Consider the following 25,024-nt stretch of genomic DNA (forward strand, 5'->3'; position numbering starts at 1 on the left):
TTGTTTTTCTGCTGAATAGTGCTTGAGCAGTATCGGTCACAATTGCGTGACTTAATATTCCACCGATTTACTGCTTGCGATATTGATCTTTGGCTCTACCACTTCTTAGGTGTGGCGCTAATACATATGGGCGCGTGCGTCAGGGTGACTAAGGTTACTACGAACTACGGCCTGTTATGACTTGAACCCTTTGCACCTGGAGGCGTTTTGCTCGTCCTGTCTGAGGAGGAGCCATGCTAACGGAAGCACAATGGGCCATGCTGGAGCCACTGGTGGAGCAATGCCGTCCCAAGGGCAAGACACCGCCACAGGATCTGCGTCGGACGTTCGAGGCCATTCTCTGGCGCCATGAGAACGGCGCCAAGTGGCGCGCCGTGCCGGCTGAATTGGGGCCGTGGTGGCGCGCCGCTCAGACCTTCATCCGCTGGGCCCGTCTGGGTGTCTGGGAGCGCCTGCTCAACCTGGTACAGAAGTGCGGCATCCAGCTCGGGATGACCTTCCTCGACGGCACCAGCGTGCGCGCGCATCAGAAGGCCGCCGGGGCTCGTCGAAAAGGGGCTCTCAAGCTCAACGAGACCATCGTGAAGCGCTTGGTCGGTCTCGTGGCGGCTATGGCACCAAGGCTTGCGTGATCGCCGACGGGCTCGGACGCGCCATCGCGTTTCGCATTGCACCCGGTCAGGCGCACGAGCTGCCTGACGCCATTCCGCTGCTTCACAGTTTGCCGAGTGTGCCCAGCTGGGTGGTGGCCGATCGCGGTTATTCAAGCCACAGCTTCCGCGAGCACATCTGGAGCATCGGTGCGAAGCCGGCGATCCCGGCTAAGTCCAATGAGGCGCCGGTGGCCTGTCCGGACTGGATCTATAACAACCGCAATGTCGTCGAGCGGCTCTGGGCCAGGCTCAAAGAGTGGCGAGCCGTTGCAACCCGCTACGAGAAGACCGCACGATCCTTCATGGGCGTGCTCTGCCTCGCCGCAGCAATCGACTGGCTCAAGCGCTAACAGGCCGTAGTTTATCTAATGTTCAGCGTGCGATAGGTCGAGGCATCAGGCTTCGCGAGGCAAGTTCTCCATGCGCGTTGCCGCCCGCGGATCGGTGGAACTTGGCTCCTACGGACGTCGTTTGTGTCTGCCATGACGCCACTCGGTCCTGCCACGCTTCATTTGTGTATCGATATGCAGCGACTCTTTTCTACGGAAGGCCCTTGGCCGACCCCGTGGATGGAGCGCGTCCTGCCGGTCGTCGCCGAGATCGCCGAACGGGCTCCAGACCGCACGGTCTTCACGCGCTTCATCCCTCCCTACAGGCCCGAAGACATGCCGGGCACGTGGCGCGGCTATTACGAGCGCTGGCGTGAGGCGACCCGGGAGCGCCTCGATCCCTGCCTCCTGGAGCTGATGCCGCCGCTGCAGCGTCTCGTGCCTCCGGCAACCGTCCTGGACAAGCCGGTCTATTCGGCTTTTGCCGGCCATAAGCTGCGTGATCTCGTCAGCGAGCGCGGCGTCGATACGCTGCTGATCACCGGGTCGGAAACGGATATGTGCGTTCTCGCCACGGTGCTCGGCGCCGTCGATCTCGGGCTACGCGTCGTGATTGTCACCGATGGCGTCTGCAGCTCTTCCGATGAGGGGCACGATTCCCTCCTGACGCTCTATTCGAAGCGCTACCGGCACCAGATCCAAACGATCGAGAGCGAGAGCGTATTCGCGCAATGGCCGGCATGAAGTCGGTCTCGCCGCCGCAGCATCAGAACGGATTGATGTAGTTCACGATGGCCGTCTGGCGCAGCACGACCTTGCGGATGACATGGGCTGGCTTGACGTTTTCGGTGTAGATCGCCGCGAGGCCGGTGCTTCCGGCAGGCAGGCGTTTCGCGATCTCCCGGTCGTCGAGCCTGAAGCGGACGACGAACGGTGCCGACTGGATCTCCGTGGGCGCAACGGCGAGTCCGCCGGGCTGAGTCTGCCCGGTCGCGATGGCCTGCAACACCGCCTCGACACGTCCGGAAAAGACCTCGCCCGGGAAGGTCTTGAACGTGATCTCCACCGGCTGGCCGACTTCGATGTAGCGGGCGTAGATCTGCGCGATCTCCGCCGCGAAGATGGTCTCCGAGGTGTCGATGAAGGCCATCACTGGCGATTGCGCGGTGACCCTCGCGCCCTTTCGCAGGGCGAGGTTGGTGACGTAGCCGTCGGCCGGTGCGCGCACGGTGGTGCGGTCGAGGTTCCATTTGGCGCCTTCGAGCTGCGCCTGCAGCTCCTGAACCTCGGCCTCGCGCTGCTGCACATCGAAGGCACGCCCTGTGTCGCGGCTCTGGAGCTCGGAGAATTGCGACCGGCGCAGCTCGGCGAACTTGAGCTGGGCCTCGATCGTCTTGACCTGTGCCTCGTAGGTGGTCGGATCGATGCGGAACAGCACGTCGCCTTCCTTGACCGGCGTGTTTGCCATAACGGGCACCTCGACGACCTCGCGAGCGACGGAGGGCACGATCTGCACCGAATTGCGCCCCACCACGACGGGCCCCGAAGGCGCACCCCATCCCATGGGGATGAAGAGCCCGACGAGAAGAAGCAACAGCACGATGACCGGGGAGATCTTCCAGAACGTGTTGAACGGGATGAACTTGAGCCAGACGAACAGGGCGAGGAGCGCGATATAGGAATTGAGCAGGACGACGATCATTTCGATGTCTCCCGCCGCTCCGGCACGTCCACATAGGCCCAGATCAGCACCAGCGGCCAGAACACGAAGCCGAAGATCAGTGTCGCCCAGCTTCCGACGGCCACCGCCTCAGCCCAGGGATGCCCGCGTCTGCGCGCGATGCGACCCGGCATCATCCCGAGCGCCACGACGATCGCAACGAGAGTCGCCACGAGGACGAGGAGGACGATCCAGGCGAAGATGTCCAAACCTGACATTCAGTCCTTCCTTTCCCGCTCGCCTCGTTCGGGCCAACGCCTGTATTCATCAACCGCCGACGCGCCTGACCGCAGGTAGCCGATATGATCCGTCGAGGACCGGCGTCTCCGGCCCGTAAAAACGCATCGTCAGGTTGAACGGGCCGGACGGCGCCGGCAGCCAGTTCGAGGTGTCGGCCGGGCGGTCCTTCTGGATCAGGATCGTCAGCGAGCCGTTGGCATTTGTCTTCAGCCCATCAGTCGTGCTGCCGATGCTGTAGCGGCCGAACTCATTCTCTACGAACAGCATGTCGGAGCCGTACATCGCCATGTTCCAGAATACCGAGACGGGTGGCAGCTTGCCGGCTTCGAATTGCAGGACGTACTTCCGTTCTCCCGTGAGGGCCTCGCCTTTGTCGTCGACGGCCGTGTTGGGATAGAGCACCTGGTCTGAGAGCTGGGCGCCCAGCTCGTACTTGATCAGCGCGGCGCGCAGGCCAGGATCGTAGCCGGCCCGCCCTCCGGCAAAAGTGTACTTCCAGCCGTTGGCCGTCTCGCCCGCCGCCTCCCATTTGCGATCGACGATCTGCTCGCCCGCCTTGGCGGCACGGACTAGGCCGCGCCGGGTCGGCTCATCCAAGGTCTGCCACTCGAACCCCTTGCCGACGCTCAGCCCGATCTGGCGGAACGAGGCGACGAGCGCGTCATCAAAGTCGGCTGAGGCCGGAAGCCTTTGGCTCATCGCATGGCCGAGTTCGTCGAAGAAGCGGATCTCCTCCGGAGCCTTGCTGTCGTAGGCCGCCATCAGGGGCCGCTCGGCCGGCGGCTTGTGCGCCAATCCCTCGCGCAGGTAGGCGGAAAGCTGCATCAGGTGGAAACCCTTCTGGGCCTCCACGGCCTTGGGCAGGTCAGCCGCGCCCTTGGCCAGGATGCGAACCGCCGTCACGCCGATCTTAGTGCGCATCCTCACCTCGGTCATGTCGCCAGGCACGGTGCCGGCAAAGTCCGGGCCGGTGATGAGGTAGACGCCCGGTTGCGCCCCCTTGGTGCCGCCGATGTTACGGACGACCTCGTCGAAGCTGTCGCCGATCTGCACGATGTACCAGCGCGGCTCGGCCAGGGCGGGCACGAACACCACGACCGGTTCGGCCGTGAGATCCAGGGTCGCGTAGGCATCGACCGTGACGTTGTTGGGCGTGACGACGAACCTGTCCTTGGCGGTCTTGAGTTCGGGATAGCGACGGAAGTCGTTGATGTAGGCACCGCCCACAGCGACGCTCTTTGGTTCTGTCATGCCGTATTCGCGCAGCGGATAGCCCCATAGGTAGGCTTGCAGACCCACCGCGTAGGCATTCTCCTCGCGGGCCTGATCGGCCGACAGCGCGGTGCCGCTCGGGGCGGTCTGCGCTCGGACGGCTTGCGACAGGAACGGAGCCGCCAGCAGAAGGACTGCTACGAACGGTGCGACGAGCTTTCGCATGACAAGTCCTCAGATCATTGCGCCGCGACCTTCTCGATGTCCGGCAGCGTCCACGTCTTGTCGAACAGCGGCTTTTGGGGGCCGTAGAAGCGGGCGAGCACCTCGAAGCGGCCGCCGGGGTCGGTCGGGACCCAGTTCGATTCCTTGCCGGTCGGTGCCGCCGGTCCGAAGAAGATCTCCGTCGAACCGTCCGCGTTCTTTTGCAGGCCAGGCGTCTGCGACGAGCGGCCGACCCATTTCGCCTCGCGGATGAAGGCATGCGTGTCGCGGTCGTAGACTGTCATCGACCAGTACTGGGTCACCGGCGCGTTCGCCGGCACGGTCAGACGATAGGAGGCCTTGCCCTCCAGCGGCTTGCCGTCCTTGTCCTTGCCGGTCAGCAGATAGTACTGGGATTGCCCCAGATGCTTGGCGCTGAAGAAGGCGAGGGTGTAGGCGGTGCCGCGGGCGTCGACCGGATAGGAATCGGGGATTTTCCAGTCGCCCGTCACGTTGCGGAACATCTCCTCGGTCGACGGGAAGAACCAGTGCTCACCCTGGTGGAAGGGCGGCAGCGTGTCGTACCTCGCCTCGAACCAGGCCTTGGCCTCCCGGATCGCGCCGGTGAGGATCTGCTGCGTCTTCGTGTCGGGAGCGAAGGGCTTTCCGCGCTCGATGCCGACGGTCTTGAGCGGGTCGATCATCGCCTTGTCGCGTTCCAGCCACGGCTCGGCCTGCACCATCCGGTCGAGCGCCTCGAAGAAGCGCAGGTCGTAGGGAATGGTGGAATCGAACACGACATCGCTCGCGTCGAGGAAGACCGTCGGCGGCGGATTGGCCGCCTGCGCGAGCGGGTAGACCTTGATGCGCCTGGCGTAAGTGACGGCCTTGGCGATATCGGCCTCGCTGCCGCTCTTCGGCACCGAGCGTATCAAGGCATAGCCCTGATAGGTGTCGGATGGCATGGCGATGTAACCGGCGGGTATGCTGGTCCGGTCGTAGCCCGGCGGCAGGATCAGGTACTTGCCGCCCCTGCCTTTGTCGACGCCGCCCGGTCCGACATCCTCGATGGCGGCCTGCCAGTAGTTCATGACGCTGCCGTTGAACAGGCCCTCGTCGGCGGGCGGAATCTCCAGCACCACGGGCCCGACATCCTTGGTGTTGAAGAACGGCATCAGATAGATCACGTCGGGGTTGGGCGTCAGCGTCCGGTTCTTCCAGTCGAGCAGGCGCGACCAGTAGAGGACCTGGTTGAAGCCGCCCTTCGTCTTGGTGACCATCTCCTGGTACATGAGATTGTAATTGACCGCCGGCATGCCCCAGATCGCAGCCTCGACCGCGCGCCGTTCGATGGAACGGCGGGCGATGTCGTCGGCGGTCGGTGCTTGGGCATTTGCTGTCACCGTCACAGCAATAAAGCCGAGAGCAGCGAGAACGATGCGCTTCATGCCTCTTCCTCTCAGTGCCGGCCGAAAGGGCAGGAGATGTGTCCTAGCCCTGCGACCTGTTCATTGGGAGTCTAGGCGCAACGAACGAGATGAGTATCAGGTGAAACCCTGAGAGCCGGGCAGGTTTAACCTTTGGGCTCGCGCGGTATATCCCCTATTTCACGGGCTCGCGGAACCCGATGCCGAATCCGGGCTCTCTGTGGTTCGCGGCCGCGCCTCGGCGCTGCGGATGAGCTGGATCACCGGCAGCAACCCGACCAGGACGATGACGAGGGCGGCGAGCGACCCGTCCTCGAACCGGCCCCTCGTGGCATAGGAGTAGACGAGGGTCGAGAGCGTTTCCGTGTTGAGGGGGCGCAGCAGCAGGGTCGCCGGGAGCTCCTTGATGCAGTCCACGAAGATCAGCAGGGCGGCGCTCGCCAGCGCGGGACGCATGAGCGGAATCTGTATTTTCCACACCATCTCCCGTCGCGATGCTCCGAGCGTGCGTGCGGCGTCTTCCAGGCTCGGCGACACACGGTCCAGTCCGGCGGACAGGGAGCCGGTCGCAATCGAGAGAAAGCGGATCACGTAGGCGATGATAATGCCGCCGGCGGCGCCCATGAGCAGGAGGCCGAGGCGCTCGCCCGTAAGATTGCGCCAAAGATTGCCGATGAGATTGTCGATGCCGACCAGTGGGGTCATGAGCCCGAGCGCGAGCACGGTACCGGGAATTGCATAGCCCAAGCTCGCCGCGAAGAGCGCTCCCTTGGTAAGGGAGTTTCTGGACAGGCGGGCGGCCGAGACCAGCACGATGGCGAGGATCAGCACCGCGCAGGTCGCCAGGACCGACAGGCCGACCGTCGTCATCAGATGGGCAAGGAACTCCGCATCCAGCTGCTTGAACAGGCTGCCGCGCAGGGTCTCGCGCACCAGGAAGGCGACCGGCAGGATGAAGCCGAGAACGACCGGCATGGTACAGAGAACCGTCGCGATCCAGGCCCGTGCACCGAGAAGCGGAACGGGGTGCACCGTGCGATGCCGCTTGGGCGAGCCGGCATAGCGCCGGTCCCGCCGCCCGTAGCGCTCGATCAGGATCAGCCCGACGACGAAGGCGAGCATCACGCAGGCGATCTGCGCCGCGCCCGCCAGGCTGCCGCGGTTGAGCCACGTGTTGTAGACCGCCACGGTGAGCGTGCGTACGCCGAGATATTCACTGGCGCCGATGTCGTTGAGCGCTTCAAGCAGCGCCAGCGACACGCCCACGGCCAGGGCAGGGCGGGCGAGGGGCAGCGCAATGATGCGGAACAGCTTGATGCGGCTGGCGCCGAGCGTGCGCGCCACTTCCAGCATGCTTGCGCTCTGCGTCAGGAACATCGCCCGCGCGGCGATGTAGATGTAAGGATAGAGCACGGCAGACATCACGAGGATGCAGCCGGGAAGCGAGCGGATTTCCGGAAACCAGTAATCGCTCCGCGACTTCCAGCCCATGACATCGCGCAGGGCCATCTGCACGAGGCCGGCCGAGTCGAAGACTTCCACGTAGATATAGGCCGTGATGTAGGTCGGCACGGCGAGCGGCAGCGGCAACAGCCACACGAGGATGCCGCGGCCGGGAAAGCGGTGCGCGGTGACGAGCCACGCCGTCGTGATGCCCATGGAGCCCGCGACGATGCCGATGCCGATCAGAAGTGCGAGCGTGTCGCGCGTGCTCGCCGGCAGCACGTTGGCGATGAGGTGCGGCCAGATCTCCGCGTCGCCCTCGGCGGCGATGCCGATCAGCGCGGCGAGGGGCAGGAGGACGAGCAGACCGATCGCGAGCACGGCGGCCGAGAGCCACCGGGGGATGCCTTTTGCCTTTCGCCGGAACGAGAGGCGGAATGCAGTCTGCGTTTCTGCGGTCACGGGCTAATGGAAACGGCGCCACCATCGCCGGCAGCGCCTCTCTTGAAAGGGGGAGAGGCGGCTGGAAGAGCCGCCACTTGTCTTATTGGTCGAAGCCGACCTTGTCGACCAGCTCGCTCGCCTTCTTGCGCAGCTTGGCGATCTCGGCGATCTGCACGTTGTCGGCCTTCAGCTCGCCGAACGAGGCGATGGTCGGGTGAATCTTGATGCCGGCCTCGACCGGATATTCGGAATTGGCGTCGGCGTGGATCCGCTGCGACTCGTCCGAGACCATGTATTCCATGAACTTCATGGCATTGGCCTTGTTGGGCGAGTTCTTCGCCAGCGCAAGGCCGGAGACGTTCACATGGGTGCCGCCGCCTTCGAAGGTCGGCAGGATCACGTTGATCGCCTCGCCCCATTTCTTCTGGTCCGCGTCGGTACCGTTGAGCATGAGCGATACGTAGTAGGTGTTGCCGACGGCGATGTCGCAGACGCCGGCGAGGATGTCCCTGGCCTGCTCGCGGTCGCCGCCCGAAGGCTTCTTGGCGAGGTTGGCCTTCACGCCCTTCAGCCATTCCTCGGCCTTGGCCTCGCCCTTATGGGCGATCATGGCGGCGATCAGGCTGATGTTGTAGAGATGCTGGCCGGAGCGGATGCAGACCTTGCCCTTCCACTTGGGATCGGCGAGTTCTTCATAGGTGATCTTGTCCTGCTTCACGCGCTCCTTGGAGGCGTAGACGACACGGCCGCGAAGGGCGATGCCGAACCAGTGGCCTTCCGGATCGCGATAGACAGCCGGGACGACCTTCTCGAGCGCCTCGGACTTCACGGCCTGAGTCACGCCGTAATCCTTGGCGGCGGCCAGGCGGCCGATATCGACCGTGACGATCACGTCGGCAGGGCTGTTCGCGCCTTCGGTGCGGATGCGCTCCTCGAGGCCGTTGGCGATGAAGATCGTGTTGACCTTGATGCCGGTCTCTTTGGTGAACTCGTCGAGCACGGGCTTGATCAAGCCAGGCTCACGGGCGGTGTAGATGTTCAGCACCTCCTCGGCCGAAGCCGAAGCGCCCGAACCTGCAAGAACACCGAGAACCGCAGTCCCGAAGAGCAGCCCACGTCCAAACGAAAGTTTCACCATTGCGACCTCCTCCAGCAACCGTGTCGGACAGCGATTTGCCCGCCACACTTTGGCTTGCAGGAACCATGATCGGCAGGGAGCGTCAATTAAAAATCAAGTGATTTCAATAACTTATAAGTATTCTAAACTGCGCCCTCTTTATAAAACTTCTAAGCAGAGGCCGCCTTCCTGACCGGTTCGACATCCGGCAGGGCCGCATGCAGACGGGTGATCTCCTTCTCCATCGACTCCATGTTGTGGAAAAGTCGCTCGCTCGTGAGCCGAAGGAAGTAGAAGCCGAATTCGGGATTCTGAAAATAGAGCTGGCGCACCTCGTCATAGGAGATGCTCAGCACTTCGCCTGCCTCCAGGCATTCGAGGGTTTGCGTGCGTGTGTTGGTCGGGGACATGAAGCCCATCTCGCCGACGACCTGGCCCTGAAGCAGCTCGATGTCGATCTCCTTCAGGCGGAAGCGCCCGGCGATCGTGAAGAACATGCAGTTGGCAACGTCGCCCTTGGCGAAGAGAATTTCTCCTGCCGTCGTCTTGCGGCGGGTCATGAAGGGCTTGAGCCATTCCATGGAAAGGTCGCTCTTCGAGGCCTGCTTTACGCGCTTGATCAGGCCGAGCATTTGATACAGGCGCACGCTGTTGATCGGCAGCAGGATCAGATTGGCCACGACGCCCGGGATATTGCCCAGGAAGGTGGAGACGACCAGGGAGCAGATGTTCGCCCCGATCCCGATGCAGCGCAGCGGGATGATCGTCTTCATCGCGCTGCCCGTGATGGCAAGAGCCGCCCCGAACCAGCCGATTGCCTCAACCCATGTCATGAAGATTCACCCGCAGTTTTTCCTTATCGTTACGTCATATAGCATCAGGACAGGAATCCGCGCCAGCTACGCATTGGCGCACTATGAGATGCTCTTAAGGAGAGTGTCCATCCTCATGCTTGGGCGCATCTGGACGTCCACGCACCCACGCGGATTGCCTGTCGGGCATTGTGGGCTTTCGACGCGAGAGAGAGGCCGTCCGTCAGGGGCGCGGCATGGTCGTCCCACTCGGTACGCTCAGGGCCCGACGCCGCGCCGAGGTTGCGTTTCCCTGGTTGGCCGAGGGGCGGCCCGCCGTCGTGCCGGCCAGGGAAGGCGGGGGCGGAACGGGATCGCGCGGCAGAACGCCGACAGGTGCGGTGGAGGCGACGCAGCCGCTCAGCACGAGGCCGGCAAGAAGAATAGCGGGAAACGTTACGGAAGGGCGCATGGTTTTACTCCACAGGAATCGCCGGAAAAGCTAGACTATAGAGAAGGGAAGTCGAGTCTCTCACCGATCTCATGAAAGTTGGATGGCGAGGCCTCCTCGGGACTGGGGCGGAGCCTATTTAGGACAGAAGCGTTCCGAGAGGAGCTGCTGGAGGACGTGTTCCGTGAAAATTGCAGGAGTTCTGCTGGCCATATGCGTTTGCGCAGGCCCGGCCATGGCCAAATGCCAGGACGCGCCGGCACCGGGGGTCGACTGGTCGGGGTGCTCCAAGGCGCGCCTCATGCTGACGAACGAGGACCTGACCGGCATCGTCGTCCAGCGCTCGCTTCTCACTTTGAGCGACTTCGCCGCTTCGCGAATGGCCGGAGCCAAATTGAGCGAGACGGAAGTCAGCCGCACCCGGTTCGAAGGGGCCGATCTCTCGCGGTCGGATTTCACCAAGGCGCTCGGCTGGCGGGCCAATTTCGCGCAGGCCAATCTAACCGGCGCCAACTTCAGCGCCGCGGATATGAACCGTTCGAACTTCGCTCAGGTCAAAGCGGCGGGTTCCAATTTCAGCAAAGCCGAGTTGAACCGCTCCGACTTCAGCGGCGCCGATCTCACCGGCGCCAACATGTCAAAGGCGGAGGTGGCGCGGGTCCTGTTCCAGAACGCGCGGGTGACCGGTGTCGACTTCAGCTATTCCAATCTCTCGCGATCGCGGCTCGAAGGGCGGGATCTGAAGGGAGCGAACCTGACGGGGGCCTACTTCTACTTGACGCAGCTCGGCGGTGCGGACCTGTCCGGTGTGAGCGGGTTGAGCCAGGCCCAGATCGATATCGCCTGCGGCACGGAGCAGACCAAGCTTCCCGCCGGGCTCAACGCGCCCAAAGGCTGGCCCTGTAAGGAGGAAGAGGACTGAACGGCTGCGGATGCGTTGAAACCAAGCCGCAGCGTGGCCGTTGGAATCGTTGAAGCGTCCCGGAGAGGGGAAAGGCTTAAGGCACCGTTCTCACGGGACGCCGTTTCTTTGAAGGAGTGCGCTCGTTTTGACCACGCTCAAGGAATTCGAGGATGCCCTGCGCGAGCAGGGAATGCACATGGCTCTCGCGATCCTGCAGAAGCTTCGGGAGCGGGACCGAACCACAAGGACGATCGCCCCCGCCCGCCGTATCGCCGGCAGAAAAATGACTCCCGAACTGGCCAGGCAGATCCTGGACCTCCACGCCACGACGGAGATGACCCAGCAGGAGATTGCATTCCAGCTGAGCGTCAATCAGGGGCGGGTCAACGAGGTCATCAAGCGCGGGAAGTGGCTCGACGACAATCCTGCAGCGCCGGAGGCGGTCGCGCGGGACAAGGCGAAGGCGCGGATGTCTCACCCTGCCACTGCAAGGCACTCCGACAAGCGAGAGACGAAAGCCGTCTCGTCATCCGATAGAAAGCGGCAGGGCGGGAAGGGAAGCCAACAGGCGCAGCTGCTTCTGGGCGATCTCTGACCGCAGCGCCGGGGTCCGACCATTCCCAGAAAAAACCCCGCCCAGAGGGCAGGGTTGAGTGATCTCCTCGCCTTCGGTTGTCAAGCCGAAAACATGAATATTAGGGCATGCCTTCCAAGTAATGTCAAATTGCTTTAAATAAAATTTTAAGAGAATTATTTCTATTTGCTTTGACAAAATTCTCTTATCCTAAAGTGGTACTACTTTTCCGCCTCTTGAGTATCGCGTGACTTAATGAGTGTTGCTGCTTTGCCATAGCATTCCTCTGCGGAAGAAGCGTAAGTTTTCACCGTGAGTCCTCACACTAAGGGGTTACGGTTATGAGAAAGTGCGTAATTAGCCTCCTAGCAGGGGTTGCAGGCGTCACGCTTGCTGCAGCCGCTGCCTCAGCGGCGGATCTTCCCAGTCAGGCCCCGCCTCCGGCACCGATCATTGCGGCTCCGATCTTCACCTGGACGGGCTTCTATGCTGGTGTCAACGCCGGCTGGGGCTGGCGCGACAGCAACCGGCAGACCGTCATTCTCGACGGTGCGGTGCCGGGCACGCTGTTCTTCCCCGACAACGGTGACGGCGGTTTCACCGGCGGCGGTCAGATCGGCTACAACTACCAGATCGGCTCCTTCGTGATCGGTGTTGAGACCGACATCCAATGGGCCGACACCAATCAGGACGAGACGGTTGCGTTCATTCCGCTCGGCACGCCCGGCACATTCGTGCCCGGCACCTTCGACAACAACCTGTCGGATTGGTTCGGCACATTGCGCGCCCGCGCCGGTGTCGCCTTTGATCGCGTACTGATCTACGCCACCGGCGGTCTGGCTTATACGGACAACAACACCGGCTGGGTGGCCGGTGGTGGCGTCGAATGGGCTCTGCCGGTGAACTGGTTCGGCTCCTCGGCGGTGACCTTCGGCCTCGAGGGTCTGTGGATCAGCGTCGACAGCGACGACGACAACCTCTTCAACGGCACTGTCGGCACCTTCACGCCGGTTGGTGGCGACCCCATCGCACTGATTGCGCCGGCGACGCAGAACAACGAGAACGAATTCTTCGTCGCTCGGGCCAAGCTGAACTTCAAGTTCGGCACCTACTGAGCCCACACAACATAGCACTCGAGAAGGCCCGGAGCGATCCGGGCCTTTTTCATTGGCCCGATGCGTGGCCATGCTTGCGACCGGTCGGACCAAAATGGGAAAGGCCGCGACCGTCCTCCGAGAGGATCTTTGGTCGCGGCCCCCGGCCCGTGCTTGCCCCCACGGGAAGCTCAGCCAGACTTCGAAAACGTGACCTCAATGAGGCGCAGGCTTGGCTGTAGTATTTTTTGAAAAATCTTCGGAACCTACTTTGCCCGTCGACGTTTATAGGCATCTCCGGTCTTTTTGCCCCTACGGCCGGACACCTTTGAGCACCCAAACGGGTGCTCTTTCTTTTTGGACTTATTACCGTTTTTCCGGTTTCTTTCGAATCGTTCACAAGCTTGAGCATATGAACAGCGAGTCCGGCGTTCAACCCATTGAAGCTTGGCCGTTTTTTGCATTACTGCAAAGCTGGATTGCCGAAATAACAGAACGGATCAATCGTATCGGCGCTCATCCGCAATGACCTTGCCGTCATTGGGCAGGCTGCCAGGAGACGAGAAAGTAACCTCACCTTTCAGCTTGGCGATGCCGTGAAGCGTGGTACCGACCGCGGATGCAAGCGCTTCGCTCGGCACCGCGGTTTCCGCGTTCAGCGTCATCACATCCGTCTCGCCCTCGCGGGTGACGACAAGGCGCAGGCGGCCGAGTTCGGGGTGGCGCCGGCCGATCTCCGCCACCTGCTCCGGCCGGACGAACATTCCCTTGACCTTCGTGGCCTGGTCCGCACGTCCCATCCAGCCCTTGATGCGCATATTGGTGCGGCCGCAAGGGCTCCCTCCCGCCATCGCGGCCGTCAGGTCGCCGAGGGCGAAGCGGATGAAGGGATGATGCGGATCGAGCGTCGTCACGACGATTTCTCCGACCTCGCCCTCCGAAACCGGATCGCCCGTGCCGGGTCGCACGATCTCGAGAATGATGTCCTCGTTGACGACGAGACCCTCGCGGGCTGCGCTCTCATAGGCGATGAAGCCTAGATCCGCCGTGGCATAGGCCTGATAGGCCTCGATGCCTTTTGCGGAGAACTCCTCCTGCAGCGATTTCGGAAAAGCCGCTCCGGACACGAGCGCCCGCCTGATCGAGGACAGGTCCCGTCCTGCTGCAGCGGCACCGTCGAGGAGGATCTTGAGAAAGTCCGGCGTGCCGCAATAGGCGGCCGGACGATAGGCCTCGATCAGTTCGAATTGCTGCTCCGTGTTGCCGGGGCCAGCCGGAATGACCGCGCACCCGAGAGCGCGCGCGCCGGAATCCATGATGAAACCGCCCGGCGTCAGATGATAGCTGAAGGTGTTGAGCACCACATCGCCCTTGCGGAAGCCGGCAGCGTAGAGGCCGCGCGCGGAACGCCAGGGATCGGGGAGGGAGGTCTCAGGCTCGAAGATCGGACCGGGCGAGGTGAAGAGACGGCCGAACGAGCCCGGCGCACCGGAGACGAAGCCTCCGAAGGGCAGGGCAGCCTTCTGCAGGCCCGGCAATTCCGCCTTGCGCAGCACGGGCAGCTTCGCGAGTGCTTCGCGGCTCGTGACGCCGGCGAGATCGATCCCCATCAACCGCTCGGCATAGACAGGCGCCTTGGCGGCCTGTCTCAGGATGTCCGGTAGGCGCGCGAACAGAGCGGCTTCGCGCTCGGAAGGGTCGCGGGTTTCGAGATCGTCGTAGTGATCTGCCAAGAGCCTGCCCTCATTGAAAGGTTGTCTGCTTCAAGCCTGCCGTCAGGTCCGGATATGGCCCGACGACAGGCGAAAGATGGCGTGCCTCTGCCGTGCGGCAAGAGAATCAGGCAGTGGCTGTATGCGTGCTCGAAAGGGATCCCTGCAGCGGGTCGGGTCCGAACCGGTTCGGACCCACGGTTCCGCGCTGGCAGAAGAACACGATCAGAACGATGATGCCGATCGCCGGGATGAGGCTGATCAGGAGCCACCAGCCGGACTTGTCCGTGTCGTGCAGGCGCCGCACGCCGGCAGCGATGCTGGGAAGGAGAAGAACCAAAGTGGCGATCACGTAAAGGACCGCCATGTCACCGAAAATCGTCGCGTCGAGAACGCTCGCCACGATGTTGACGACAGCCGTGAACAGAAAGAAGTACCAGTACTCGGAGCGCTGCGCGCGCCCCGAGAACGTCGCGTATTTATTGAGACAGGTTTTGATCGCTTGTCCGAAGTCCATTGATTGCCCCCAGGAAGAAACTGCGTGAGTCGTCGAGCACTCACGGGTTTCGACGGTAGGAATAGTTATCACATAGCGTCAAGTAGGGTCCGGCCGCGCCGCACCCTCACGCCAGCCAGCGCTTGCGGCGCTTGTAGCTCTTCACGGCACGGAACGACTTGCGGTCGCCCTCCGACACGCCGAGGTAGAATTCCTTCACGTCCTCGTTCTCGCGCAGCATCTGGGCGGGACCGTCCATCACCACGCGGCCGGTCTCCAGAATGTAGCCGTAGGTGGCGTATTTCAGCGCCATGTTGGTGTTCTGCTCCGCGAGCAGGAAGGACACGCCCTCCGTCGCGTTGAGCTTGTGCACGATCTCGAAGATCTCCTCCACGATCTGCGGCGCCAGCCCCATGGACGGCTCGTCCAGCAGGATCATCGAGGGCTTGGACATCATCGCGCGGCCGATGGCGCACATCTGCTGCTCGCCGCCGGAGGTGTAGCCGGCCATCGAGGTCCGCCGCTGCTTGAGGCGCGGGAAGTAGTCGTAGATCGCCTCGACGTCCCGGCGGATGGCGGCATTGCCGTCGCGGCGCGTGAAGGCGCCCGTGAGCAGGTTCTCCTCGATGGTGAGATGGCCGAAGCAGTGCCGGCCCTCCAGCACCTGGATGCAGCCGCGCCGCACGAGCTCGTTGGGCGAGAGCTTGTCGACGCGCTCGCCGTTGAATTCGATCGATCCCTTCGTGACCTCGCCACGCTCGGCATGGAGCAGGTTGGAGATCGCTTTCAGGGTGGTCGTCTTGCCGGCGCCGTTCGCGCCGAGCAGGGCGACGATGCCACCCTTAGGCACATGGAGCGACACGCCCTTCAGCACGAGGATCACGTGGTCGTAGACGACCTCGATGTTGTTGACCGTGAGGACGGTTTCGGCGGCTGAGACAGGTTGAGCGGCGGCGGTCATATGGATCTCCCAGCCCTCTCCCCTTCGTGGGAGAGGGTGGCGAACGAACGTGAGCCGGGAGAGGGGAAGTCACCGAACGAGCTCGGCCCCTCTCCCGACCTGCTTTGCAGGTCACCCTCTCCCGCTAAAGGAGAGAGGGTTAATGGCGTTCCGGTCAGCTCGCCTTGTCGCAGGTCTCGGTCCGCTTAGGCCAGCCGGCATTCTTCTCGGCGTAGTCCTTCGCGGCTGCATCGAGCTGACCTTTCACGCGGTCGGTCATCGGCTCGATGGGGTTCGAGATCTTCACCCATTTCGTGCCGTCCCATTCCTGCATGAAGGCGGCGCGGTGGCCGTTGTGATCGGCGCAGGAGAGAGCCAGCTGATCGGTGAAGCCCTCGAGCCCGAGCTCCTTCAGGCGCGCCGGATCGAGCTTGATGTTCTCCATGCCGCGGCGCACATCCTCGCCGGTCACGGCCTTCTTGCCCGTGAGCTTCTGAGCCTGGGCAATTCCTTCCGCGATCAGCAGCGAGTTGTAGATGCCGCGGTTGTAGAGAAGCTCGCCCACCTTGTCCTTGGGAGCCTTCGACAGTCCCTTGTCGACCACGTGCTTCTGGATGTCCTGGATGGCGGGGAAGTTGGCGCCCACCGAATGCCAGTTGAGCATCTTGAAGCCCTTGGCGCCGGCGCCGCCGCTCCGCGCGTCGTCCTCGCCCGGCCACCAGACCGAGTAGAACTTATCCATGGGATAGCCCGAGCGCACGGCTTCCTTCACCGCAGCGCCGTTCATGGAGCCCCAGCCCCACATGACCATATAGTCGGGCCGGTCGCGGCGGGCGCTGAGCCACTGCGAGGACTGGTTCTGCATATCCTGGGCGGCGACCGGATAGAGCGCCACCTCGAAGCCGAGCTCCTTCGCCGTTTCCTGGAGCAGCGGGATCGGTTCCTTGCCGAAGCTGGCATCGAGATGCAGGAAGCCGATCTTCTTGCCCTTCAGCTTGTCGAGGCCGCCTTCCTTCTCGCCGATATACTTGATGATCATCGACATGCCGTCCCAATAGGTGGCCGGCGGGTTGAAGACCCAGGGGAAGATGTCGCCGCGGGCGGAGGCCGAGAGGCCGTAGGCCATGGACAGGATCGGGATCTTGTCGACGGAGGCGCGCGGGATCAGCGGCAGGGTGATGCCGGTCGACCACGGATTGACCACGACCGGGTTCTTGCCCTTAACGGCTTCATAGCATTCGACGCCTTTCTTGGTGTCGTAGCCGGTCTCGCATTCCTCAAGCACGAGCTTCACGCCGCCGATGCCGCCGTCGCGCTCGTTCAGCATGCGCAGGTAGTCGTGCATGCCGTCGGCGATGGGCGTACCGGACCCGGCGAAGGGGCCGGTGCGGTAGGTGAAGAGGGGAATATAGACCGAGTCCTGCGCGAAGGCAGGAAGGGCAATGCCCGCGAGCATCGTCGCGGCGGCTAATCCAAGACCTAATTTGCGAAACGACATGTTTGCGTTTCCTCCCGTTGCTTCGGCCGAAGCCGAATTCTTGTTTCGTGTCTCGTCTCCTTTTGGCCCGCCGTTAGTAGGGGAACGGCCAGACCAGGAGCTTCTGCTTGCCGATCTGCCAGAGCCGCGCGAGGCCGTGCGGTTCGACGATCAGGAAAAAGATGATGAGCGCACCGACGATCATGAAGCGGAGGTGCTCGATGACGTCGGCGGCGATCGAAATGCCGAAGGGCTCGAAGATGGCGGGCAGCACGATGCCGAGCACGATCGGCAGGATGAAGATGAGCGCGGCGCCGAAGAACGAGCCGATGAGGCTGCCCAGACCTCCGATGATCACCATGAACAGGATGAAGAAGGACTGGTTGATGTTGAACACGTCGTATTCCGCGCCGCCATACCAGAGAAAGACGAGGAGCGCGCCGGCGACGCCGCAGTAATAAGACGAGACCGCGAAGGCCAGGAGCTTCGTCTGGAGCGGGCGGATGCCCATGAGCTCGGCTGCAAGATCCATGTCGCGGATCGCGATCCACATGCGCCCGATGCGGCCATGGACCAGGTTCGAGGCGATCCAGGTGAGCGCGATCACGATGGTGAGCACCACGAGATAGCGCGTCTGCGGCGTGGCGTTCGGACCCATGATCGGGATGCCGAAGAGCGTGCGAAGCGGCGCATCGAGGGCGCCGGAGACGTTGTAGTTCACCAGCCACGGGATGCGGATGAAGCACCATTGCAGGAAGAACTGTGCCGCGAGCGTCGCAACCGCGAGGTAGAAGCCTTTGATGCGCAGCGACGGCAGGCCAAACAGGGCGCCGATGGCGGCGGAAAAGAAGCCCGACACGAAAATCCAGACGATGACGTTCACGCCCGGGAACGCCGTCATCAGCTTGTAGCAGGCATAGGCTCCGACGCCCATGAAGGCGCCGGTTCCCAGCGAGAGAAGGCCCGTATAGCCCGTGAGGATATTGAGGCCGATGGAGGCGAGCGAGAAGATCAGGAACGGGATCATCACCGCCTGCAGCAGGAAGCTGTTGCCGAGGAAGGCGAGGGCATAGGCGGCGAGGATGATGAGGGCGAGCCCGGTCCGGTCCTCGCGCAGCGGGAAGATCGCGCTGTCAGCGACGTAGTTGGTCTTGAACTGGCCGGCCTCGCGGTAGAGCACTGAAAAGGTCTCCTAAATCCGTTCGATGATCTTTTCGCCGAACAGACCCTGCGGCCTGTAGAGCAGGAAGAGGAGGGCGATCACATAGGCGAGCCAGGTCTCGACACCGCCGCCCACGAGCGGGCCCCAGTAGAACTCGCCGACCTTCTCGCCGATTCCGATGATGAGCCCGCCGATGATGGCGCCGGGAATCGAGGTGAAGCCTCCGAGGATGAGGACCGGCAGCGCCTTCAGGGCGATGATCTGGAGCGAAAAGGACACGCCCGAGCGCGCGCCCCACATGATGCCGGCCACCAGCGCCACGATGCCGGCGGCAAACCACACGATTACCCAGATCTGGTTGAGCGAGATGCCCACTGAAAGCGCCGCCTTGTGGCTGTCTGCCACGGCGCGGAGCGCGCGGCCGATGCGCGTCTTCGAGAAGAACACCGCCAGCAGGCCGATCATGATCGACGCGATGACGGCGGCAGCGATGTCGAGATGCTGGAAGCGGATCGAGCCGCCGAAGGCGTCGATCTCCGTGGTGCCCTGAGGCAGGAAGAGCTGGTCCGTGATCATCTCGCGTGGGCTGCCGCCGAAGATCAGCTCGCCGAAGCCGATGAGAAAATACGTCAGCCCGAAGGTCGCCATGAAGAGGATGATGTCGGGCTGGTTGACGAGGGGGCGCAGCACCACGCGCTCCACCACCACGGCCAGCGCGAGCATCGCGAGAACGGCGAGAGCGAGCGCGAGGAAGGCCGGCACGCCCTTCTCGTAGAGTCCCACCAGGATCAGGGCCGAGAACACGACCATGATCCCTTGCGCGAAATTGAACACGCCGGAGGCTTTGAAGATCAGGACGAAGCCGAGCGCGATCAGCGCGTAGAGCACACCGGAAACGAGGCCTTCCCAGAGGGTCTGGATCAGCAGATCCGGCGCTTCGACCATGAAGACGAAGGGTTCGATGAAGACCTTGAAGAACATGTCCATCATCGCGCCCTCAATGCGCCACGCCGAGATAGGCATCGATCACGCGCTGGTCGCCCTTGACCACGGCGGGCGTGCCGTCGGCGATCTTGCGGCCGTATTCGAGCACCACGACCCGGTCGGAAAGATCCATCACCACACCCATGTCGTGCTCGATGAGGGCGATGGTGGTGCCGTATTGCTGGTTCACCTCGAGGATGAAGCGCGACATGTCTTCCTTTTCCTCGAGGTTCATGCCGGCCATGGGCTCGTCGAGCAGCAGAAGCTCCGGCTCCATGGCAAGCGCGCGCCCGAGTTCGACCCGCTTCTGCAGGCCGTAGGGAAGCCTCCCCACGGGGGTCTTCCGGATGTGCTGGATCTCGAGGAAGTCGATGATCTCCTCGACGAAGCGGCGGTGCTCGACCTCCTCCTTCATGGCCGGGCCGTGGCGGAGGAGCTGCCAGAAGAAGTTCGAATGCATCTTGATCGAGCGGCCCGCCATGATGTTGTCCAGCGTCGACATGCTCTTGAACAAAGCGACGTTCTGGAACGTGCGGGCGATGCCGCCGCGCGCCGCCTCGTGGGGGCGCATCTTCGGGCGCTTGACGCCCTTGAAGATGATGCGCCCTTCGGTCGGGTAGTAGAAGCCGTTGATGCAGTTGAGCATCGAGGTCTTGCCGGCGCCGTTCGGCCCGATGATGGCGCGGATCTCGCTCTTGCGGATGTCGAAGGACACGTCGGTCAGCGCCTTCACGCCGCCGAAGCCCAGCGACACGTTGTCGACCGCGAGCAGCACGTCGCCCTTGGCGAGCACGGGATTGTCCGGCGCTCTCATTCAGCAGCCTCCAGAACATGTCCGGATGCTGCTGCCGGATGAACCTTCATGTCCCTGATCTTCACCCGCGCGGAGATCACGCCCTTGCGCCCGTCCTCGAAGGTGACTTCGGTCGATATGTCGGCCTCCGTCGAGCCGTCGTAGAGAGCCTGGATGAGCGGCGCGTAGCGCTCTGCGATGAAGCCGCGGCGCACCTTCTGCGTACGCGTGAGCTCGCCATCGTCCGCATCGAGTTCCTTGTGCAGGATCAGGAAGCGCTTGATCTGCGCGCCGCCCATGCGCGGCTCTGAGGCGAGCGAACGGTTCACCTCGTCCACATGCTTCTCGATCATGTCGTAGACGAGCGGATGGCCTGCCAGTTCCTGATAAGAGGCATAGGTGACGCCGTTCCGCTCGGCCCAGTTGCTCACCGCCACGAGGTCGATGTTGATGAAGGCGGCGACATGGTCGCGCCCGTCGCCGAAGCACACCGCTTCCTTGATGTTGGGATAGAATTTCAGCTTGTTCTCGACATATTTCGGCGGGAACAGCGCGCCGTCGCGCATCTTGCCCACGTCTTTTGCCCGGTCGATGATCTTGAGATGGCCGCTGGCGTCGAAGAACCCGGCGTCGCCCGAACGCACAAAGCCGTCCGGCGTCTTCGTCTCGGCCGTCTTTTCGTCATCCTTGTAATAGCCCACGAACACGCCCGGCGAGCGGTAGAGAACCTCGCCGTTATCGGCGATGCGGATCTCGACCTGCGGGGCAGGGCGGCCCACGGTGTCGGCGCGGATCTCGCCGTTGGGCTGCATGGTGATATAGACGGATGCTTCCGTCTGTCCGTAGAGCTGCTTCAGATTCACGCCGATGGAGCGATAGAAGCGGAAGATCTCCGGGCCGATGGCCTCTCCCGCCGTGTAGCCGACCTTGACCCTCGTCATGCCGAAGCGGTTGCGCAGCGGCGCATAGACGAGCACGTTGCCGATCTGCCAGAGGAGGCGGTCCCACAGGCCGACATTCGGTTCCTTGTTCAGGATCTTCTCGCCAACCTTGTTGGCGTGATTGATGAAGGTTTGGAACATACGCCTTTTCAGCGTGCCGGCATCCTCGATGCGCACCATGGTCAGCGTCAGCATGCTCTCGAAGATGCGCGGCGGCGCGAAGACGTAAGTCGCTCCGATCTCGCGCCGATCCTCCGCGACGGTTTCCGGGCTCTCCGGACAGTTCACGCATAGCCCGGCGAGAAAGGCCTGCGCATAGGAGAAGATATGATCGCCGACCCAGGCGATCGGCAGATAGGCCATGATCTCGTCGGTTTCGTCGAGCTTGTCGAAATCGCAGCCGATTTCCGCAGCCGCGATCACCGCATCCGAGGTCAGCATCACGCCCTTCGGGCGTCCGGTCGTGCCGGATGTGTAGAGGATGATGGCGAGATCCGAACCCTTGCCGTCCTGCAGGGCGCGCTCGATGTCTTCAGCCTCCTGCGGCTCCGCGAGACGTGCGCGTCCTTCCTCGACGATGGACTGGATGGAGTGAAGACGGCTGTGGTCGTAATCCCGCAGGCCCTTCTGCTCGTCGTAGAGCACATGCTCAAGCTGCGGCAGCTGCTCGGAGACGGAGAGGATCTTGTCGACCTGCTCCTGGTTCTGCACCGCCGCGTGGGTCACTTCGGCATGGGCCAATACATAGGCCATCTCCTCCGCGACCGAGTCCGCATAGACCGGGATCGGGATCGCGCCGATCCATTGGGCAGCGGCGATGGTCCAGTAGAGATAGGGACGGTTGTAGCCGACGATTGCGATCTTGCCGCCACGCTTCAACCCGATCGCTTGCAGCCCGCTCGCATAGGCGCGGACGATCTCATGCACCTCGCCCCAGGTCCAGGATTGCCAGATGCCGAGGTCCTTGTGCCGAAACGCAGTGCGGTTCGGTCGGGTACGCGCGTTGCGCACCAGGAGCTTGGGAAATGTGTCCGCGCGCGCATCCGCAGCCGTCGTCAACGGCATCCCTCCCTGACACCCGCGCATCGTGACCGCGCGGTCTGGCTCCGTTCCCTCAAACGCATGGTCGAATGCCACTGCGTTCCTGCCGAGCCGATCCGGCAGCGCCCTTATCCGGGCTTCGTTGGGAGGTATTCTGTCGTGCCGGTCAGGGGACGGCAAGGTGCCGCCACCCGATACCATGGGCTAATAGGCTGCAGGGGAAGGAACGAGGCGAATCCTACGGCACCGCCGTATGAGCCGCCGGCTCGATCTGGTCGGGTTTGACGATATGCTCGATGCCGACTGTGTTCTTGATGCGATAGGCGGGAGTGTCGTCGTCTTCGGAGACGACGAGACAGACGATGCAATAGGTGCGGTAGTCCCCATCGCTCGCGGCAGATCGCGCGATCCGGACGAGCTGCCCGATATGGAATGCCTCTTTCACCGGCTCCTCCAAGACCCTGGGATGCGATGAACAGGAGCCCGAAGGGCAGCAGGCCAATCAGGAATACCGCCTGCCGTCCGTCAAGCTTGATCGTTCTCCCCGACCCCTTACGGGTTGCGGCTCGGATGAAGAAGTATGCCTGAGGCGAAACGATGGCATTCATCGTTTCTTCCCGGCACGACGGCACAATGTCGCTTCTCGATCCGAGGATGGTGGTAGGAAAATACGAACCGGACCGGGACGCATTAACATGCGATAACCCCTGGCGCGATTACCCGGGCGCGATGACGTGGAAGAAACTGCCGGTGACGTGCCCCCTGCGATGGCCGGTAGCGCCCAGACCATTGCCTTCCGCATCCGCGATCGTGGCAAAGGCGGCCCCCGGCGACGTGTCGCTGTCGACGACCGAGGCATAGTGGAATTCATGGCCGACGAGACATTGTCCGGCCGTCCCCAATACGCCGTCCGCGACGAGGCGGGCGACCCGGTAGCCGAGATGCATCTTGCGCTTCGCATAGCTGGTCTCGACCGGCAGAAGGTCCGCCATGGCATGCACGACGCCGTTTCCGTCCTCGAGGGAGCGGCCAAGCACCATGTAGCCGCCGCATTCGCCATGAACCGGCTTGGCTTCGGCAAAGCTTCTCATCCCGCCGAGAAAGCGTTGCGCAGCAGCGATGGGGCCGGCGTGCAGTTCCGGATAGCCGCCCGGCAGCCAGCACACGTCGCAATCGGCTGGCGGAGGCTCGTCGGCCAGGGGAGAGAAAGGAACGATCTCCGCGCCCGCCGCGCGCCAGCCGGCGAGCACATGCGGATAGACGAAGGAAAAGGCGCGGTCGGCGGCCAGCGCGATGCGCTGACCCGGCGGCGGCAAGGGTATGGCCCCTTCGGCCGGATCGAGCCGCGTGGGGCGGGCGAGAGCCGTGAGCCGGTCGAGATCGACCGCGCTTTCCACCGCATCGGCGAGGCGCTCCAGCCTTGCGTCAAGCTCCTCGGTCTCGCTGGCCTGGACGAGCCCGAGATGGCGCTCGGGCAGGGCGAGGTCGGTATTGCGCATAAGCGCGCCGAGCACCGGCAGCCCGATGCGGGCCATGCCGTCCTCGACCAGCCTGCGATGGCGCTCGCTCGCGACCTTGTTCAGCACCACGCCGGCGACGGTAATGCGCGGATCGTACCGGGCGCAGCCGAGCGCGACGGCGGCGGCCGACTGCGCGTGTCCGGACACGTCGAGCACGAGTACCACCGGCCAGCCGGACAGGGCGGCGATGTCGGCGCTGGCTCCCGTGCGGCCAATCTCCTGGCGGATGCCGTCGAAGAGGCCCATGGAGCCTTCGGCGATGACGAGATCGGCCTCCTTGGCAGCCCCGGAGACGATGGCGCCGAGGAGGGACCTGGTCATGGCGAAGCTGTCGAGGTTGAAGCTCGGAGCGCCGGTCGCGGCCGCGTGGAAGGCGGAGTCGATGTAATCCGGGCCGCATTTCATGCCGCGCACCCGCACTCCGCGGCGGGCGAGCGCCCGCTGCAGCCCGAGCACGATGGTCGTCTTGCCCGATCCGGATCGGGGAGCAGCGATGAGGAGACCGGGGCCGAGGCTCACTGGGCCGCCTCGCTGCCGAACTCGAGCAGATGGTTGGCGATAGCCGAGCGGAAGGCCGCGATGGCGCCGATGGCGACCACGGCGGGGGAGCGGATGAGCCCGTCCTCGGCGAGCTTCGGCAGGGTCGCGAGCGTGCCTTCGATCACGCATTCTTTCGAGGTGGTGGCGCCATGCACCGCCAGCGCCGGGGTATCGCCGGCAAGGCCTCCCTCCATGAGCCCCTGCACGATGGAGGGGAGACTCGACACGGCCATGTAGAGCACGATGGGAGCGCCGGTGCGGGCAAGCGAGGCCCATTCGATCTCGGCGTCCGGCGCGGCATGGCCCGTGGCGAGGATCACCGCGTGGTTCGTCTTGCGCATGGTGGCCGGCACGCCGTGAATGGCAAGCGAGGCGAGCCCGCTCGACACGCCGGGAATGATGCGGAAGGGAATGCCGGCATCCGAGAGGGCCAAGGCCTCCTCGCCGCCGCGCCCGAAGATGAAGGGATCGCCGCCTTTGAGCCGCAGCACGCGCTTGCCCTCGCGGGCAAGCTGGATCAGCCGCTCGCAGATGTCCTTCTGCATGGCCGAGGGCTTGCCCCCTCGCTTGCCGGCGAATTCGAGGAGGGCGCCTTCGCGGGTGAAGGAAAGGATAGCCGGGTCGACCAGCGCGTCGTAGACGATGACGTCTGCCATCGCGAGGGCGTTCAAGGCATGGATCGTGAGAAGGCCGGGGTCGCCCGGACCTGCGCCCACGAGCCAGACCGTGCCCGGTGCGAAGGGGGGCGAGAGGCGGGACAGGGCGGTCACGCGGACCTCCGGGCATGGCCGGCCACCCCGAGATGGCTGTTGGAA

General features: G+C 63.4%; 25 protein-coding genes. 6 read left to right on the plus strand and 19 right to left on the minus strand.

What is annotated here, in order from left to right:
• Positions 1–233: 233 nt before the first annotated feature.
• Both BB934_RS23115 and BB934_RS23120 read left to right on the plus strand, forming a co-directional pair.
• A protein-coding gene (locus tag BB934_RS23115; RefSeq protein ID WP_099511788.1) for an IS5 family transposase occupies positions 234–1,003 on the plus strand; the annotation gives its coding sequence in 2 pieces (ribosomal slippage) (positions 234–555 and positions 555–1,003; 771 coding nt in all).
• Between the two features lie 132 nt (positions 1,004–1,135).
• Complete coding sequence (locus BB934_RS23120) at positions 1,136–1,726, plus strand: cysteine hydrolase family protein (RefSeq protein WP_099511789.1); 591 nt, start codon at positions 1,136–1,138, stop codon at positions 1,724–1,726.
• Positions 1,727–1,748: 22 nt separating this feature from the next.
• On the opposite strand, the gene BB934_RS23125 is transcribed toward BB934_RS23120, so the two are convergent.
• The 8 genes from BB934_RS23125 to BB934_RS47285 form a co-directional block, all read right to left on the minus strand.
• Entirely contained in the window at positions 1,749–2,684 is a 936-nt protein-coding gene (locus BB934_RS23125) for an HlyD family secretion protein (RefSeq protein ID WP_099511790.1), read from the minus strand.
• Entirely contained in the window at positions 2,681–2,920 is a 240-nt protein-coding gene (locus BB934_RS23130; protein ID WP_099511791.1) for a DUF3302 domain-containing protein, read from the minus strand. Before BB934_RS23130 ends, BB934_RS23125 begins: the two co-directional genes overlap by 4 nt.
• Positions 2,921–2,969: 49 nt before the next feature.
• Positions 2,970–4,379 (minus strand): DUF1254 domain-containing protein, encoded by a 1,410-nt coding sequence (locus BB934_RS23135; RefSeq protein ID WP_162299185.1) that lies wholly within the window; start codon positions 4,377–4,379, stop codon positions 2,970–2,972.
• A gap of 14 nt (positions 4,380–4,393) precedes the next feature.
• Positions 4,394–5,806 carry a DUF1254 domain-containing protein gene (locus BB934_RS23140; protein ID WP_099511792.1) on the minus strand — a complete coding sequence of 471 codons (1,413 nt, stop codon included), beginning with the start codon at positions 5,804–5,806 and terminating at the stop codon, positions 4,394–4,396.
• Positions 5,807–5,965: 159 nt separating this feature from the next.
• Positions 5,966–7,690 carry an ABC transporter permease gene (locus BB934_RS23145; RefSeq protein ID WP_237050062.1) on the minus strand — a complete coding sequence of 575 codons (1,725 nt, stop codon included), beginning with the start codon at positions 7,688–7,690 and terminating at the stop codon, positions 5,966–5,968.
• 82 nt (positions 7,691–7,772) lie between these two features.
• Entirely contained in the window at positions 7,773–8,810 is a 1,038-nt protein-coding gene (locus BB934_RS23150) for a Fe(3+) ABC transporter substrate-binding protein (protein ID WP_099511793.1), read from the minus strand.
• 149 nt (positions 8,811–8,959) lie between these two features.
• Entirely contained in the window at positions 8,960–9,622 is a 663-nt protein-coding gene (locus BB934_RS23155; RefSeq protein ID WP_099511794.1) for a Crp/Fnr family transcriptional regulator, read from the minus strand.
• 202 nt (positions 9,623–9,824) lie between these two features.
• The gene (locus BB934_RS47285) at positions 9,825–10,052 is read right to left on the minus strand and encodes a hypothetical protein (protein ID WP_157934284.1); all 228 of its coding nucleotides are present in this window, start codon (positions 10,050–10,052) and stop codon (positions 9,825–9,827) included.
• Positions 10,053–10,266: 214 nt separating this feature from the next.
• Here BB934_RS47285 and BB934_RS23160 point away from each other — a divergent pair, with 214 nt between their 5' ends.
• The 4 genes from BB934_RS23160 (at position 10,267) to BB934_RS47290 (ending at position 13,132) form a co-directional block, all read left to right on the plus strand.
• Positions 10,267–10,953 (plus strand): pentapeptide repeat-containing protein, encoded by a 687-nt coding sequence (locus tag BB934_RS23160; RefSeq protein ID WP_157934285.1) that lies wholly within the window; start codon positions 10,267–10,269, stop codon positions 10,951–10,953.
• 127 nt (positions 10,954–11,080) lie between these two features.
• The gene (locus tag BB934_RS23165; RefSeq protein ID WP_099511796.1) at positions 11,081–11,530 is read left to right on the plus strand and encodes an RNA polymerase subunit sigma-70; all 450 of its coding nucleotides are present in this window, start codon (positions 11,081–11,083) and stop codon (positions 11,528–11,530) included.
• 320 nt (positions 11,531–11,850) lie between these two features.
• Complete coding sequence (locus BB934_RS23170; protein ID WP_099511797.1) at positions 11,851–12,624, plus strand: outer membrane protein; 774 nt, start codon at positions 11,851–11,853, stop codon at positions 12,622–12,624.
• 211 nt (positions 12,625–12,835) lie between these two features.
• Positions 12,836–13,132: a hypothetical protein gene (locus tag BB934_RS47290; RefSeq protein WP_157934286.1), complete on the plus strand. Its 297-nt coding sequence runs from the start codon at positions 12,836–12,838 to the stop codon at positions 13,130–13,132.
• Here BB934_RS47290 and BB934_RS23175 read toward each other — a convergent pair.
• The 11 genes from BB934_RS23175 to cobA all read right to left on the minus strand — a co-directional run bounded on the left by BB934_RS23175 (position 13,104) and on the right by cobA (position 24,979).
• On the minus strand, positions 13,104–14,336 hold the full coding sequence (locus tag BB934_RS23175; RefSeq protein ID WP_099511798.1) for a phenylacetate--CoA ligase family protein: 1,233 nt from the start codon (positions 14,334–14,336) through the stop codon (positions 13,104–13,106). The two genes, BB934_RS47290 and BB934_RS23175, sit on opposite strands and share 29 nt — an antisense overlap.
• Before the next feature lie 106 nt (positions 14,337–14,442).
• Positions 14,443–14,832, minus strand: coding sequence for a DUF805 domain-containing protein (locus BB934_RS23180; RefSeq protein ID WP_099511799.1), 390 nt, complete (start codon positions 14,830–14,832; stop codon positions 14,443–14,445).
• Between the two features lie 106 nt (positions 14,833–14,938).
• Positions 14,939–15,772, minus strand: a complete 834-nt coding sequence (locus tag BB934_RS23185) for an ABC transporter ATP-binding protein (protein WP_099511800.1) — start codon at positions 15,770–15,772, stop codon at positions 14,939–14,941.
• 154 nt (positions 15,773–15,926) lie between these two features.
• Positions 15,927–17,249 carry an ABC transporter substrate-binding protein gene (locus BB934_RS23190; RefSeq protein ID WP_099511801.1) on the minus strand — a complete coding sequence of 441 codons (1,323 nt, stop codon included), beginning with the start codon at positions 17,247–17,249 and terminating at the stop codon, positions 15,927–15,929.
• 73 nt (positions 17,250–17,322) lie between these two features.
• Positions 17,323–18,408: a branched-chain amino acid ABC transporter permease gene (locus BB934_RS23195; protein ID WP_099511802.1), complete on the minus strand. Its 1,086-nt coding sequence runs from the start codon at positions 18,406–18,408 to the stop codon at positions 17,323–17,325.
• A gap of 12 nt (positions 18,409–18,420) precedes the next feature.
• Positions 18,421–19,371, minus strand: a complete 951-nt coding sequence (locus BB934_RS23200; RefSeq protein WP_099513169.1) for a branched-chain amino acid ABC transporter permease — start codon at positions 19,369–19,371, stop codon at positions 18,421–18,423.
• A gap of 16 nt (positions 19,372–19,387) precedes the next feature.
• Complete coding sequence (locus BB934_RS23205) at positions 19,388–20,188, minus strand: ABC transporter ATP-binding protein (protein ID WP_099511803.1); 801 nt, start codon at positions 20,186–20,188, stop codon at positions 19,388–19,390.
• On the minus strand, positions 20,185–22,167 hold the full coding sequence (locus BB934_RS23210) for an AMP-dependent synthetase/ligase (protein WP_418294719.1): 1,983 nt from the start codon (positions 22,165–22,167) through the stop codon (positions 20,185–20,187). Before BB934_RS23210 ends, BB934_RS23205 begins: the two co-directional genes overlap by 4 nt.
• A 220-nt stretch (positions 22,168–22,387) precedes the next feature.
• Positions 22,388–22,594 (minus strand): hypothetical protein, encoded by a 207-nt coding sequence (locus BB934_RS23215; protein ID WP_099511805.1) that lies wholly within the window; start codon positions 22,592–22,594, stop codon positions 22,388–22,390.
• Between the two features lie 271 nt (positions 22,595–22,865).
• Positions 22,866–24,188 (minus strand): cobyrinate a,c-diamide synthase, encoded by a 1,323-nt coding sequence (locus BB934_RS23220; RefSeq protein WP_099511806.1) that lies wholly within the window; start codon positions 24,186–24,188, stop codon positions 22,866–22,868.
• Positions 24,185–24,979, minus strand: coding sequence for a uroporphyrinogen-III C-methyltransferase (cobA, locus tag BB934_RS23225; RefSeq protein ID WP_099511807.1), 795 nt, complete (start codon positions 24,977–24,979; stop codon positions 24,185–24,187). The genes BB934_RS23220 and cobA overlap by 4 nt, the downstream gene beginning before the upstream one ends.
• Between the last annotated feature and the right edge of the window lie 45 nt (positions 24,980–25,024).

Source organism: Microvirga ossetica, assembly GCF_002741015.1.
In the GTDB taxonomy this organism is placed as follows: Bacteria; Pseudomonadota; Alphaproteobacteria; order Rhizobiales; family Beijerinckiaceae; genus Microvirga; species Microvirga ossetica.